The following is a 13,102-nucleotide window of genomic DNA, read 5'->3' on the forward strand; positions in this document are numbered from 1 at the left end:
ACACCGGGGGAGCTCCAGCGGCTCAGCGTTTGCGGGTCGTGGAGTACAGGTGGCTGTCGGGGAACTCCTCCGCGGTCAGCACCCGGCCGACGACGATGACCGCGGTCCGCTTGATCCCGGCGTCGCGCACCTGCCCGGCGATGTCGGCGAGCGTCCCGCGCAGGACGACCTCGTCGGCCCGGCTGGCGTAGGCGACGACGGCGGCCGGGCAGTCCGCCCCGTACCACTCGGCGAGCTCGCCCGCGAGCTCGCCGATCCGCTGGACGGCGAGGTGCAGCACCAGCGTCGCCCGGCTCGCGGCCACCGTCGCGAGCTCCTCCCCCGGCGGCATCGGCGTGGCCCGGGCCGCGGTCCGCGTCAGGATGACGGTCTGCGCCACCCCCGGGACGGTGAGCTCCCGCCCGAGCGAGGCCGCCGCGGCGGCGAACGCCGGGACACCGGGCACGATCTCGTACGGCACGCCGGCCGCGTCGAGCCGCCGCAGCTGCTCCGCCATGGCGCTGAACACCGACGGGTCCCCGGAGTGCAGCCGCGCCACGTCGAGCCCCTGCCGGTGCGCGTCGAGCAGCTCGCCGAGGATCTGGTCGAGGTCGAGGTTGGCGGTGTCGACGAGCCGCGCCCCCGGCGGGCAGTACCGCAGCAGCTCGACGGGCACGAGACTCCCCGCGTAGAGGCACACGGGCGCCGCCGCGATGCGGTCCCGCCCGCGCACGGTGATGAGGTCCGCGGCGCCCGGCCCGGCCCCGATGAAGTACACGGTCATTTGCGCACCACCCATTGCGTCACCGGCAGCATGGGCCGCCACCCCAGAAACCCGCCGACGGGCGCCGCCCGGTTGACGGCGAGCCGCGTCAGCTCCCCGCCGTGGCGGGCGTGCAGCTCGCCGACGAGCCGCTCGGACTCGACGGTGACGGCGTTGACGACGAGCCGCCCGCCGGGCTTGAGCCGGTCCCAGCACCGCTCGAACACGCCGTCCGCGGTGAACCCGCCCCCGACGAACACGGCGTCGGGCGCGTCGAGCCCGTCGCACGCCTCGGGCGCCGCGCCGACGACGACGCCGAGCTCCGGCACGCCCAGCCGCCGCGCGTTGCCCCGGATCCGCTCGGCCCGGACCGGATCCCGCTCGACGGCGACGGCCCGGCAGCTCCTGTGGGCCCGCATCCACTCGATCCCGATGCTCCCGGAGCCGCCCCCGACGTCCCAGAGCAGCTCCCCCGGCCGCGGCCCGAGCACGGCGAGGGTGACGGCCCGGATCTCGCGCTTGGTGAGCTGCCCGTCGCTGTCGTACGTCTCGTCGCCGAGCCCCGGCACAACGCTGAGCCCCCCGTCACCCCGGCACTCGACCGCGACGATGTTGAGCCCGCGCGCCGCACCCGGATCGCGGTGGACGCGCTCGTCGCCTCCCCCGAGCGCCTCGAGGACGGTGACGTCGCTCGCCTCGAACCCGCTCTCCTCCAGGATGCGCCACACTTCGGCCGGCGTGTCGGCCCCGCTCGACAGCACGAGGATGCGCCGGCCGTCATGCAGGTGCCGTCGCAGGGCATCCACGGACCGCCCCACCGCACTGACCACGTCGACGTCCTCCTGCGCCCACCCGAGCCGCGCACAGGCGAGCGCCATGGAGGACGGATGCGGCACGGCGTGCACGTGCCCTGCCCCGAGGAGCCTGACGAGCGTGGTGCCGATCCCGTAGTGCATGGGATCGCCGCTCGCGAGCACGCACACCCGCCGCCCGTGCTGCTCGGCCAGCAACCGAGGCAGCGCCGGCACAAGCGGCGAGGGCCACGCAACCAGATCCGGTCTCGGCGTCAGCGCGCGGTCCAAGCCGATCTCCCCGCGCCCGGCCGCGGCGGGTCGCGGTGGGAGCAGGGCGAGCTGGCGAGGGCCGCCGAAGACTACGTCCGCGGTGTCGATGGCGTTGCGGCCCGCTTCGGACAGGCCGGCGTGTCCGTCAGCGCCGATTCCCACGACGGTGACTTCGGGGGCGGGCGCCGCCACGGCGATGGTGGCAACGGGTGAAGCCCGCTTCCCGACGATGAGGACGGCGGCGCCGCCGTGGGATTCCCGGGTCGCCGCCAGAAGGGCCGCTGCTTCCGCGACGGAGGGAATGCCGAGGGCCGACGCCACGCGTGTCGAAGGAGATGGGACCGACACGTCCGCCAGTTCCTCTGCCCCGAATCCTACCACCGCCCACCCGCGTTCCGCGGCCACCGCGCGGGCCAGATCCAGTCGCGCGTCCACTGTAGACACCGTGACCACGTCGTCCAGGGACGGGAGGGATTCCTGTAGGAGCGCCAGGATTTCCGCGGGCGTCGCCGCCGGGCGGGCGCCGATGCCGACCGTCAGGCGCATGCGGACACCAGGCGGTACGCGAGGTCGGGGGCGCCGGCCCAGTGCAGGTGCAGGTAGGAGGCGTGCAGCCGGGCCGTGGCGAAGCCGTCCATCGTGGGCGCCGGGGAGTGCCACGCCCACGCCGGCGACGGGCCGGCCGCCGGCGTCACGCGGGTGCGGTGGAACTCGTGGCCGGTCACGCGGGTGCCGGCGGGGGCCAGGACGTTGTCGGAGACCGCCACGGCGTCGCGGTAGCCCAGCGACAGGCTCGGGGTCATCGTGGCGTCCGCGTCCAGGATGCCGCACATGGGGTGGGTGTCCAGCGTGCGGCACAGCCACAGCAGGCCCGCGCACTCGGCCGCGATCGCGCCGCCCGAACGCGCCAGCCGCGCCACGGCATCGCGGAGGGGGGCGTTGGCGGCGAGCTGTTCGGCGTACACCTCGGGGAAACCGCCACCGACGACGAGCGCGCGGGCGCCGGCGGGCAGCGACTCGTCGCGGAGCGGGTCCACTGTGGACACCTGAGCGCCGGCGGCGGCGAGCAGCTCGACCGTTTCGGCGTAGCCGAAGGAGAATGCGGGGCCGCCGGCCACGGCGACGACCGGGGTGCCGGGCACCGGCTCGGCGACCGCGGGCGACCAGGGCGTGGTCGTGAGCGGGGGCGCGGAGCGGGCCACGGCGCGTACCGCATCCAGGTCCACGCTTGTCGCAATGAGCCCGGCCAACGCCTCGACCGACGCGGACGCGTCGGCGGAGCGCTCGACGACCGGGACCAGGCCGAGGTGGCGCGACGGGGCGGACACGGCGTCGTGGCGGCGCAGGACGCCGAGCACGGGGGTGCCGACCTCGGCGCAGGCGTCGCGCAGGATCTGCTCGTGGCGCGGCGAGCCGACGCGGTTGAGGATGACGCCGGCGATGCGTACCTCGGGGCCGAACGACCGGAAGCCGTGCACGAGCGCGGCGACCGAGCGGGCCTGCGCGGTGGCGTCGACGACCAGGACCACCGGGGCGTCGAGCAGGCGGGCGACGTGCGCGGTGGAGCCGAACTCGCCGGCGCCGGTGCGGCCGTCGTACAGGCCCATGACGCCCTCGATGACCGCCAGGTCCGCGCCGGCCGCGCCGTGGGCGAAGAGCGGGGCGATCAGGTGCTCGCCCACGAGCACCGGGTCGAGGTTGCGGCCGGGGCGCCCGGCGGCCAGGGCGTGGTAGCCGGGGTCGATGTAGTCGGGGCCGACCTTGAACGGGGCGACCCGCTCCCCGCGCGCGGCGAACGCGGCCAGCAGGCCCGTCGCGACGGTGGTCTTGCCGTGGCCGGAGGCGGGCGCCGCGATGACGATGCGGGCTACCACTCGATGCCCTGCTGGCCTTTTCGCCCGGCGTCCATCGGATGCTTGATCTTCGTCATGTCGGTGACGAGGTCGGCGAGGTCGAGCAGGTCGGGGTGGGCGTCGCGACCGGTGACGACGACGTGCTGGTTGCCGGGGCGCTCGCGCAGCGTCTCCACGACGTCGGCGATGTCGACCCAGCCCCACTTGATCGGGTACGTGAACTCGTCCAGCACGTAGAACCGGTACGCCTCGGCGGCCAGGTCGCGCTTGATCTGGGCCCAGCCCTCGGCGGCCTCGGCGGCGTGGTCGCGCTCGGCGCCGGGGCGCTGGATCCAGGACCAGCCCTCGCCCATCTTGTGCCACACGACGGAGCCGCCCTGGCCGGTCTCGCCGAGGGCGCGCAGCGCGGTCTCCTCGCCGACCTTCCACTTCGGGCTCTTCACGAACTGGAACACGGCGATGGACCAGCCGGCGCTCCACGCGCGCAGCGCCATCCCGAACGCGGCGGTCGACTTTCCCTTGCCCTGCCCGGTGTGTACGGCAAGCACGTGCTGCCGGCGGCGCTGGCGCGTGGTGAGCCCGTCGTCGGGCACGTTCTCGACTTTTCCCTGCGGCAACTCAGGCTCCCAGGCTCGTCAGCGGAATGCAGGACGCCTCGAGCGCGGCGGCGAGGCGGCGCGCGAGGCCGAGGCGGATCGGGCCGGACTCGCAGTCGACGACCACGGCCGGTACGCCGGACAGCAGCGGCACCACGCTCAGCGGGTCGGGCCCGCTCGTGGACCGCCCGTCGGTCACGACCACGAGCAGCGGCCGCCGGCGGGCGTCGCGGCGGCGCTCGCCGTGCAGCGTGCGCGCGGCCTGGCGCAGCCCGGCGGCCAGCGGCGTGCGGCCCCCGGTGCGCAGCTCCGCGAGGCGCAGCACGCCCACTTCGTGGCTGGCGGTGGGCTCCAGGACGAGCGCGGCATCGTGCCCGCGGAACGCGATCATCCCGACCTTGTCCCGCCGCTGGTACGCGTCGCGCAGCAGCGACAGGATCGCGGTCTTCACCACGCTCATCCGCTGGCGGGCGGCCATGGAGCCGGACGCGTCCACGACGAACAGGACCAGGTTGGCCTCGCGGCCGACCTTGACCGCCTCGCGGACGTCGCGGGCCTCGGCCCGGCGCGCCCCCCGCAGCGCGGCGGCGCGCACGGTGTCGGGGACGTGCAGGCTGGTGAGCTTGCCGCCGAGCGGGGCGCGGGAGCGCACGACGCGGCCGTGCCGCGAGAGCGCGGGCGAGCGCCGTCCGGCGTGCGAGCCCGCCTGCCGGTTGGCGCGCCCGGCGATGCTGAGGAGCTTCGGTTTGTACGGCAACCCGGCGAACGCCAGCTCCTGGCTCATAACCGATGAGTCGGATACATCGGATTCGTCCGCTTTTTGTGGTTCGAAGCGTGCGTCACGGTCGGGCGAGCGGGGGCCGGGGGTGCTGTCGTCGGCGCCCCGGTCCGGGCCGGGGCCGGCGTCGTTCGCGTCGGGGCCGCCGTCGCCATCGTCCGGGCCGGGGCCGCCATCGTCGCCGCCGCCGTCGGGGCCGCCGCCCTCCGGGCCGCCGCCGTCGGGGCCGCCGCCGTCCGGGTCATCGTCGTTCGGATCGTCGTCGTCGGTGTCGGGGCCGGCCTCCTGCTCCAGGACCTCCTCCAGGCGGTCGCGGTCGGCGCCCGGCGGGTCGAGCGGATCGCGGCGCCGGCGGTGCGGCAGCGCGAGCCGCGCCGCGTCCCGCACGTCGTCCTTCGTCACCACCGTCCGCCCGTGCCACGCCGCCAGCGCGACCGCCGTCCGGGCGACGACGATGTCGGCGCGGAGCCCGTCCACGCGGTACGCCAGGCAGATCCGCGCGATCCGGTCCAGCTCCCGGTCCGGCAGCGCGACCCCGCCGAGGCGGGACCGGGCGGCGGCGATGCGCGTCGCGAGCGCGGCGTCGGCCTCGACGTAGCGCGCGGCGAAGGCGGCGGGATCGGCCTCGTAGGCGAGGCGGCGGCGCACGACCTCGGCCCGCGGCGCGGCCTCCTGCGGCGCGGCGACGCCGACGACGAGCCCGAACCGGTCGACGAGCTGCGGGCGCGGCTCACCCTCCTCCGGGTTCATCGTGCCGACGAGCAGGAACCGGGCGGCGTGCTTGACCGACACGCCGTCGCGCTCGACGTGGGCGCGGCCCATCGCGGCGGCGTCGAGGAGCAGGTCGACGAGGTGGTCGGGCAGGAGGTTGACCTCGTCGACGTACAGCACGCCGCGGTGGGCGGCGGCCAGCAGGCCCGGCTCGTAGGCCTTGACCCCGTCGCCGAGGGCCCGCTGCAGGTCGAGCGTGCCGACGACGCGGTCCTCGGTGGCGCCGACCGGCAGCTCGACGAGGGCGGAGCGGCGCCGCTCGAAGCCGGCGCCGGGCGTGTGCGGCCCGTCGGGGCATTCGGCGTCGGGCGCGGCCGGGTCGCAGGCGAAGCGGCAGCCGGAGACGACCTCGACCTCGGGCAGCAGCGCGGCCAGGGCGCGCACGACCGTGGACTTGGCGGTGCCCTTCTCGCCCCGCACGAGGACCCCACCGATGGCCGGCGACACGGCCGTGAGCAACAGGGCCAGGCGCAGGTCGGCCAGGCCGACCACGGCCGAGAACGGATACGGCGGCGTCACGGGCACACTTCCCTTCGGCGGGTCCGCGCCCGCGAAACGGCTGGAGCAGCAGCGGCCGGAGTCTCCTGACTCCCGGATCGCCGCCGCCACCTCGGCCTTCCAGCCGACCCATCACATCGAATGAGCTGGCCGTGGCCCGTGCGCTGAGGGACGGCTCCCCGGTCACAGTGGCGGGACCGTCCCGGTTTCGCACCGGGTTCCTCCGCATACCGCTTCCGGCCATCGTGTCCCACCGGCCCCGGGGCCGTCAACGTGACGCGGTGTGACCCTCACGATCGTCCACGGCCTGCCGATGGGCCGGACATGCGGCGTTGGCTGGACTCGGCCGCGCAGCTCGGGCTCTGCGTGGTGCTCGTGGCGATCGCCCTGATCGCCGCGACCCCGCTGCGCCTGCCGCCGCTCGCGCCGGAGACGTCGGTGGCGCCGCCGGGCACGCGCGCGATGTGGCTGTGGCGGCAGGACGAGCCGCGGCCGGTCGTGGACTGGGCGGCGGCCAACGGCGTGCGGGCCCTGTTCGCGTACTACGACCCCGAGGCCGGCCCGGCCGAGCTCACCCGCCTGCGGGAGCTGCAACGGCTGTGCGAGGCCGCCGGGATCGTGCTCGACGCGCTCGGCGGCGATCCCGCCTGGACCACGGACCACGCGACGGCGCTGGCCTGGGCGCGGGGCGCCGCGGCCACGGGCCTGTTCCGCGGCCTGCACCTGGACGTGGAGCCGTACCTGCTTCCCTCATGGACCCAGGAGCAGGCGGCACTCGTACCCCGGTTCCTCGCGCTCCTGGACGAAACGAACGCGGCCACGGACCTGCCGGTGGAGCTGGACGTCCCGTTCTGGCTGCCGACCGTGCCCACGCCCGGCGGCGGCAACCTCGCCGACGCGGTCCTCGACCGGGTCGACGGCATCACGGTGATGAGCTACCGCAACACCGCCACCGGCAGCAACTCGATGCTCGGCGTCGCCGACGACCTGCTGCGCCGGGCCGGGCGGGTCGCCAAGCCCGTGCGGCTGGGCGCGGAGACGCAGCCGCTTCGCGACTGCGGGTACTGCAGCTTCCACGGCGACTCAGCCACCCAGCTGCACCGGACGCTGGCCGCGGTGGACACGGCGGCGCAGCGGTACCCGGCGTTCGCGGGAATCGCGGTGCACCAGTACGACACCTGGATCACGCTCACCGGCTAGCTCAACACCGCCGCCGCACCGCCGATCAGGCAGACCGACACCGAGACACCCCGGGAAGGACCCCTCCGATGCGCCGTTCAGCCTCCATCGCCCTCGCGTGCGCCGCGGGCGCGGCCGCCATCGTCCCCGCGGCGGCACCGGCCTGCGCGGCGACGACCCCGGACTTCGGCCTGGTCGTGCCGGTCCTCGCCCCGATGCTGCCGGGCCAGACGGGCTGGGTGAGCACCATGTGGGCCGCCACCGACGACATCTGCAACGTCAAGGTGACGGCCACCGGCCCCGGCGTCACGGTGAAGTACCCGACGAACACCGCGGCCTACTCGTCGCTGTCGAAGGGCGACTCCCTCCAGGCCGGCCACCTGGACTACGCCGCCTTCAACGTGGCCCTCAACTCCTCGACGCTGCTCGCGCTGGTGCCGCTGAAGCTCGACTACTCGTACACGACCAGGGCCGACGGCGCGACGTCGTGCACGGGTACCGCACACACCGGCTCCGTGACGGCGACCCTCCCGGTCGTGGCGGTCACCGGCGACGCCGTGGTGCAGAAGACGGCCACCGTCACCGTCCCCAAGGCCACCCCGGTCTGGCAGCAGCTCGTCTTCCAGTCGCGCCGCGCCGGCGTCGACGACCTGCGCATCACGGTCTCGGGTGGCCCCGCCGGCCTGGTCGTGTCGTACCCCGCCGGCCGCGCCTACACCGCCCTGAACAAGGGCGCCGGCCTCGCCGTCGGCACCGACGACTACGCCGCCGTGAAGTTCGACGCCTCGGCCGTGGCCACGGGCACCTACAGGCTGACGGTCAAGCTCGCGTACGGCACCACCACCGACACCAACGACCTCACCCTCGTCGTCGCGTAACGCGGGTCCGGCGGGCCGGCTTCACCGGCCGGTCCGCCCCCGCCCGGCAGAGAGGCATGCTTCCGATGTTCCGCAACCGTGCCGTGCTCACGGTGACCGCGTTCGCCCTGCTGGCGGGCGCTTCCGCGTGTGGGAAGTCCTCGGACACCACCCCGCAGGAGATCAAGGCCCCCGCCGCCACGTCGTCCGGCCCGCCGCCCCAGGAGCGCCGCGAGACGATCTTCCTGGACGCGACGGCGGCGCATCTGTGCTCGGTGCAGTCCCAGGTCTACACGGACCCGAACGCGATGGCCTCCGCGTACGCCTCGCGCCCCATCTACACGGACCTGACCGACGCCCAGGTGGACGAGTTGCAGCGCCGCGTGGTGAGCGACCCGGCTTTCGCCGACCGTCTGACGCGGCGCATCCAGGCCACGTGCGGCTCCCCGTCCGCTTCGCCGACACCCTGACCCCGATATGTCGGGCGCTCCGCGCCACGACATATCGGATATTTCGTATATGCGCAATTCACCCGGCTCGCCGCAGTCCGCTTCACGGTCACACGCCAGGCGCTCGGAGCTGATCTTCAATGCGTGGAGGGCCCGCGCGCCCCGCTAAATCATGAAATGTCCGAAAAATCCGGCCACGGAGTGGCTGGATTTTTCGGGTCGGCGCCGAAAGGCACGCGACGGGACCGGCGTCGTCCGGCCCGAGCAGCGGGGCAGCGGGGCGCGAACGTCCTGGTCAGGCGCGGCGGCGTTTGCGGGACACCGGGACCGGGGTGCGACGCGCCGCGGCGACCACCATGAAGCCGACCGCCGCCACGATCAGCGCCGGGATCAGCCAGTCCGTGAGCACGAACGGGGTCGGCGGGGAGGAAGGGGGCGGCGGCGCCGCGGCGGGGGCGCTGCCGACGTCCGAGAACAGGCCCGGGGTCTGGCTCTGGGTGGCCTGGGGGTGGGTCAGGGCGTCCGGCGGGCCGGCCGTCGGGGCGGTCCAGCCGGCCGGCGGCGGCGTGGTCGGGCCCGAGTACGTGAACTTCAGGGTGCCCTTGACCGCCTCGCCGTCCGAGGCTACCGACTGGTACAGCACCGTGTACGCGCCCTGCTCCGGCCAGTGTGAGACGCCGACGATCGCCGGGTAGCCGGTGTTGAACACGCGGGGCTCGAACTTGCCGTCCGTCAGGTAGTACTCCGTGACCGGCTTGTCCAGGCGCTTCGGCTCGCCGGTGCGCCAGGCCGACTCGACGCGGCGGCCGGACGGGGTCGTGACCGTGAACCAGGCGTACGACGCCGGGGTCTCCGTGAAGTACAGCGTCACCTCCGGGCGCGGCTGGGCGACCGTGCTGTCGGCGACCGGGTCGGACATGGCGAGCTGACCGTGGGCCGCGGCGGGGGTCGCCGGCAGCACAACGGCGGCGGCCACGACGAGCAGGGCCGCGGCTACGCGTACCGGCAAACGCATCGACCCATGATGACGGGTTCCTTAGTGCGCTTCAAGACGCTAAATTCACAGCCCTAACGAACCCCCAAGCCCGCAACGGGAGACGCCCTCGTGCCGAACGCCCGACCGACCGCCGCCGGCCTCGCGCTCGCCGCGCTGCTCGCGCTCGCCGCCGCCTGTGGTGACGAGCCGGCGCCCGCCGCCGCTCCCCCGGCCGCCACGAACCAGACGCCGGCGAACGCGGACCAGACGCCGACGAAGACGCTGCCGTCACCGACGGCCGAGCCGAGTCCCACCGGCAAGGCGGTGAACAAGGCGGTCAGCTACATGATCGTCAAGCGCCGCGCCAGCCCGCCGACCGGGCGGGTCGAGGTGGGCCGGGGCGAGGTCATCAGCATCACCGTGACCAGCGACGAGGCCGACGAGCTGCACGTGCACGGCTACGACAAGGAGCTGGCGCTCAAGGCCGGCGAGCCGGCGTCGCTCACGCTGACCGCCGACCGGACCGGGCTGTTTGAGGTCGAGACGCACAAGTCGCACCTCGTGCTCTTCCAGCTCGTGGTGCGCTAGGTGGACGCGCCGATCGTGCTCGCCCACGGGGTCGGCGGGCGGCAGGACCTGCCGCTGACCCCGGCCCAGCTGGCCGTGGGGGCCGGCCTCGCGCTGATCGTGTCGTTCGTCGTGCTGGGCGTGGCCTGGCGCGAGCCGCGCCTCGACCCCGACGCCGGACGACCGGCGCCGGCGTGGCTGGACCGGTCGGACTCGGCGCTCGCCTGGCCGCTGCGGATCGTCGGTCTCGGCCTCGCCGCGGTACTGCTGGTGCAGTTCTTCCAGCCCGACAACGAGGACAACCCGGCCGCCGGCCTGGTCTTCGTGCTGTTCTGGGTCGGGCTCGTGCCGCTGTCGCTGCTGTTCGGGCCGGTCTGGCGGGCCCTGAACCCGCTGCGCACGATCGTCGCGCTGGTCCGCCGGGGCGGCGGCCGGGCGCTTGCGCCGGCCGTCGGCTACTGGCCCGCCGCCGTCGGCCTGTTCGCGTTCGCGTGGCTGGAGCTCGTCGCGCCCGACCGGGCCACGCTGCCGGTGCTCGGGGTGTGGCTCGCGGTGTACGCCGCCGCCATGCTCGCCGCCGGCCTGGTCTACGGCCCGGCGTGGTTCGACCGCGGCGACGCGTTCGAGACGCTCAGCGACCTCGTCGGGCGGCTCGCCGTCATCGGCCGGCGCGGCGACGGCACGCTGGCGTGGCGCAACCCGCTCGACGGCATCGCCGGGCTGAAGTGCGCGCCGGGGCTGACCGCCGTCGTCGCGGTGCTGCTCGGCTCGACGTTCTACGACGCCCTGTCCGGCGCGCCGTTCTGGCTGCGCTTCGTGCAGGAGAACGGGCTGCCGGCGCCGCTGACCGGCACGATCGGGCTGCTGGTCGTGATCGGCGCGGTCGCCGCCGCGTACCTGGCCGCCACCCGCGCGGCCGGGCGCCGGGGCCGCGCCTCGGCCGAGCGCACGCCGGGCGAGCTCGCGCACTCGATCGTGCCGATCGCGGTCGGCTACGTCGTGGCGCACTACTGGTCGCTGTTCGTCCTGGAGGGCCAGCGGACCGTCGCACTGCTGTTCGGCGACGGGGACTTCCGGGTGTACAGCGGCATCATCACGCCCACCGGGGTCGCCAACCTGCAGGTGACCGTGATCGTCCTCGGCCACCTGCTGGGCACGGTCCTCGCGCACGACCGCGCGCTGCGGCTGTTCCCCCGCGCCCGCGCCACGACCGGGCAGCTGCCGCTGCTGGGGCTGATGGTGGCGTACACCGTGGTGGGGCTGTTCCTGCTCTTCGAGGGATGAAGCAGAAGAACGCAGACGAGAAGACCGGCGGCACGAGGGAGGGGTGCCGCCGGTCTGGCTCATCTATATGTAGATCGAGATCAATTCTCGAGGTACGTGGTTCAAGGATCTCGGCGATCCCTTCAAGTGGTGCTGAAGAAAGGATCGCGCATCGAACTTGGCAGACACTTGGCGCTCGCTTGCGCCGATGTGTCAGCCGCCTGACAGGGCCGCTTCCAGGTCCAGCCGCTCGGCGGCGGCCAGGCGGACCTCGGCCGTCTCGATCGGGTCGTCGCGCAGGTACTCCACGCGCCGCTCCAGCTTCGCGTCCAGCGGCACATGGCGCACGGCCAGCAGGCGCACGCCGGCCTCGCAGTCCCACAGCCCCTCGGTGAGCGCGCCGGCGCACGCGGCCGGCTCCAGGTTGAGGCGGGCGCGCAGGTAGGCGGCCCGCTCGTACGAGTGCGGGCTGAACCACAGCGAACGGATCTTCGGCAGCGCCTGGTGCGCGGCGTCCCCGCCGACGCGGGCGAGGCCGTCGACGATCCGGTCGTAGCCGCACATGTCGTCGGGGCGCCGGTCGAGCCACTCGAGGCCGGCCAGCAGCGCCGGGCCGTCGGACTCGTCGCCGTGCTCGGCCAGCACGCAGAGGCTCTCCCAGTACGGGCCGGAGCCGGGGTCGGCGGCGACGCGACGCGCCGCGGGCAGCGCCTCGGCGGCCGGGCCGGCCAGGCACTCGTAGGCCGCCTCGCGCCGGCCGTCGGCCTCCTCGAGCAGCTCGCCGAGGCCGCGGACCTCCTCCGGGCCGGCGGCGAGGGCGGCGCGGATGCGCTCGTCGCGCTCGGCCCAGCCGGTCCACGGGGCGCCGGGCGGCAGGTGCCGGGGGCGTTCGCCGCTGGCCAGGCGGTCGGCGGCGACCGGCAGGAGGTCGTCCCACCAGTTCGCGGGCCAGGCGGCGGCGAGGGCGCCGAGGGTTTCGCGCCAATAGGGGCCGATGTGGACGTACCGCCGCAGGCTCTCGATGATCCCGTCGGACCCGGCCCGCCCGAGCGCCTCCGCGACCCGCAGGACGTGGGAGAACTCGCCGGTCTCGTCGGTGGCGGTGTAGAGGCGTGACACGATCGGGCCGGTCGGCAGGTCGAGGTCGCGCACGAGCCGGGCCAGGTAGACGCCCCGGTCGTCCAGCGGCAGCCAGCGGTGGTCGCGGCGGATGCAGGCGTACACGAGCTCCGGCGCGGCCGGGTCCTGTCTGGCGCGCACGGCACCCCGGCCGAGGCCGCGTTGCAGCGCGCCGGCCCGGGTGCGGGTCGGCAGGTAGTGCCAGTCGTCGTCGAGGCTCATGACGATGCAGTCTCCGGCGTTTCCGGCCGGCGCGCCGCCGAATTCTGCCGGTGAAAAGGCTTGACACATGGCGTAGACACGCCACGGCGCCGGTCAGCAGCCATGCCGCCGACCGGCGCCGTGAGCGCAATCTCACCGCCCCGAGAGGAGATGATCACCGTCAGCTCC

At 74.6% G+C, this 13,102-nt stretch carries 12 protein-coding genes and 1 riboswitch; of the genes, 5 read left to right on the forward strand and 7 right to left on the reverse strand.

Translation table 11 applies throughout. The features are described 5' to 3' along the window. Nucleotides 1-22: 22 nt before the first annotated feature. The 5 genes from cobM to ACQEVU_RS36770 are packed head-to-tail and all read right to left on the reverse strand — an operon-like array spanning nt 23 to nt 6,323. Complete coding sequence (gene cobM / locus ACQEVU_RS36750) at nt 23-763, reverse strand: precorrin-4 C(11)-methyltransferase (protein WP_433331890.1); 741 nt, start codon at nt 761-763, stop codon at nt 23-25. Then, nucleotides 760-2,352, reverse strand: a complete 1,593-nt coding sequence (cbiE, locus tag ACQEVU_RS36755) for a precorrin-6y C5,15-methyltransferase (decarboxylating) subunit CbiE (RefSeq protein ID WP_433331892.1) — start codon at nt 2,350-2,352, stop codon at nt 760-762. The genes cobM and cbiE overlap by 4 nt, the downstream gene beginning before the upstream one ends. Further along, on the reverse strand, nt 2,343-3,680 hold the full coding sequence (locus tag ACQEVU_RS36760) for a cobyrinate a,c-diamide synthase (RefSeq protein WP_433331894.1): 1,338 nt from the start codon (nt 3,678-3,680) through the stop codon (nt 2,343-2,345). The genes cbiE and ACQEVU_RS36760 overlap by 10 nt, the downstream gene beginning before the upstream one ends. Next, nucleotides 3,674-4,276, reverse strand: a complete 603-nt coding sequence (gene cobO / locus ACQEVU_RS36765; protein WP_433331896.1) for a cob(I)yrinic acid a,c-diamide adenosyltransferase — start codon at nt 4,274-4,276, stop codon at nt 3,674-3,676. Before cobO ends, ACQEVU_RS36760 begins: the two co-directional genes overlap by 7 nt. Nucleotide 4,277: 1 nt before the next feature. Further along, nucleotides 4,278-6,323, reverse strand: coding sequence for a VWA domain-containing protein (locus ACQEVU_RS36770; RefSeq protein WP_433331898.1), 2,046 nt, complete (start codon nt 6,321-6,323; stop codon nt 4,278-4,280). A 58-nt stretch (nt 6,324-6,381) separates the two neighbouring features. Continuing rightward, nucleotides 6,382-6,526, reverse strand: a riboswitch (cobalamin riboswitch). 100 nt (nt 6,527-6,626) lie between these two features. Between ACQEVU_RS36770 and ACQEVU_RS36775 the strand changes: the two genes are divergently transcribed. The 3 genes from ACQEVU_RS36775 (at nt 6,627) to ACQEVU_RS36785 (ending at nt 8,808) form a co-directional block, all read left to right on the forward strand. Continuing rightward, nucleotides 6,627-7,502 carry a hypothetical protein gene (locus ACQEVU_RS36775; protein ID WP_433331900.1) on the forward strand — a complete coding sequence of 292 codons (876 nt, stop codon included), beginning with the start codon at nt 6,627-6,629 and terminating at the stop codon, nt 7,500-7,502. A 68-nt stretch (nt 7,503-7,570) separates the two neighbouring features. Further along, complete coding sequence (locus ACQEVU_RS36780; RefSeq protein WP_433331902.1) at nt 7,571-8,359, forward strand: hypothetical protein; 789 nt, start codon at nt 7,571-7,573, stop codon at nt 8,357-8,359. Between the two features lie 65 nt (nt 8,360-8,424). Further along, on the forward strand, nt 8,425-8,808 hold the full coding sequence (locus tag ACQEVU_RS36785) for a hypothetical protein (RefSeq protein ID WP_433331904.1): 384 nt from the start codon (nt 8,425-8,427) through the stop codon (nt 8,806-8,808). Nucleotides 8,809-9,082: 274 nt separating this feature from the next. Here ACQEVU_RS36785 and ACQEVU_RS36790 read toward each other — a convergent pair whose 3' ends face one another. Beyond that, a complete protein-coding gene (locus tag ACQEVU_RS36790; RefSeq protein WP_433331906.1) occupies nt 9,083-9,802 on the reverse strand; it encodes a copper resistance CopC family protein in 720 nt (239 codons plus the stop codon). Nucleotides 9,803-9,892: 90 nt separating this feature from the next. Between ACQEVU_RS36790 and ACQEVU_RS36795 the strand changes: the two genes are divergently transcribed. Together ACQEVU_RS36795 and ACQEVU_RS36800 are read left to right on the forward strand one after the other, a co-directional pair. Further along, complete coding sequence (locus ACQEVU_RS36795; RefSeq protein ID WP_433331908.1) at nt 9,893-10,351, forward strand: hypothetical protein; 459 nt, start codon at nt 9,893-9,895, stop codon at nt 10,349-10,351. Then, nucleotides 10,352-11,614: a hypothetical protein gene (locus ACQEVU_RS36800; RefSeq protein ID WP_433331910.1), complete on the forward strand. Its 1,263-nt coding sequence runs from the start codon at nt 10,352-10,354 to the stop codon at nt 11,612-11,614. It begins immediately after the preceding gene. Nucleotides 11,615-11,806: 192 nt separating this feature from the next. On the opposite strand, the gene ACQEVU_RS36805 is transcribed toward ACQEVU_RS36800, so the two are convergent. Then, nucleotides 11,807-12,934, reverse strand: a complete 1,128-nt coding sequence (locus tag ACQEVU_RS36805; protein WP_433331912.1) for a hypothetical protein — start codon at nt 12,932-12,934, stop codon at nt 11,807-11,809. Nucleotides 12,935-13,102: the final 168 nt, after the last annotated feature.

This window comes from Dactylosporangium sp. CA-139066 (genome assembly GCF_050936175.1).
In the GTDB taxonomy this organism is placed as follows: Bacteria; Actinomycetota; Actinomycetes; order Mycobacteriales; family Micromonosporaceae; genus Dactylosporangium.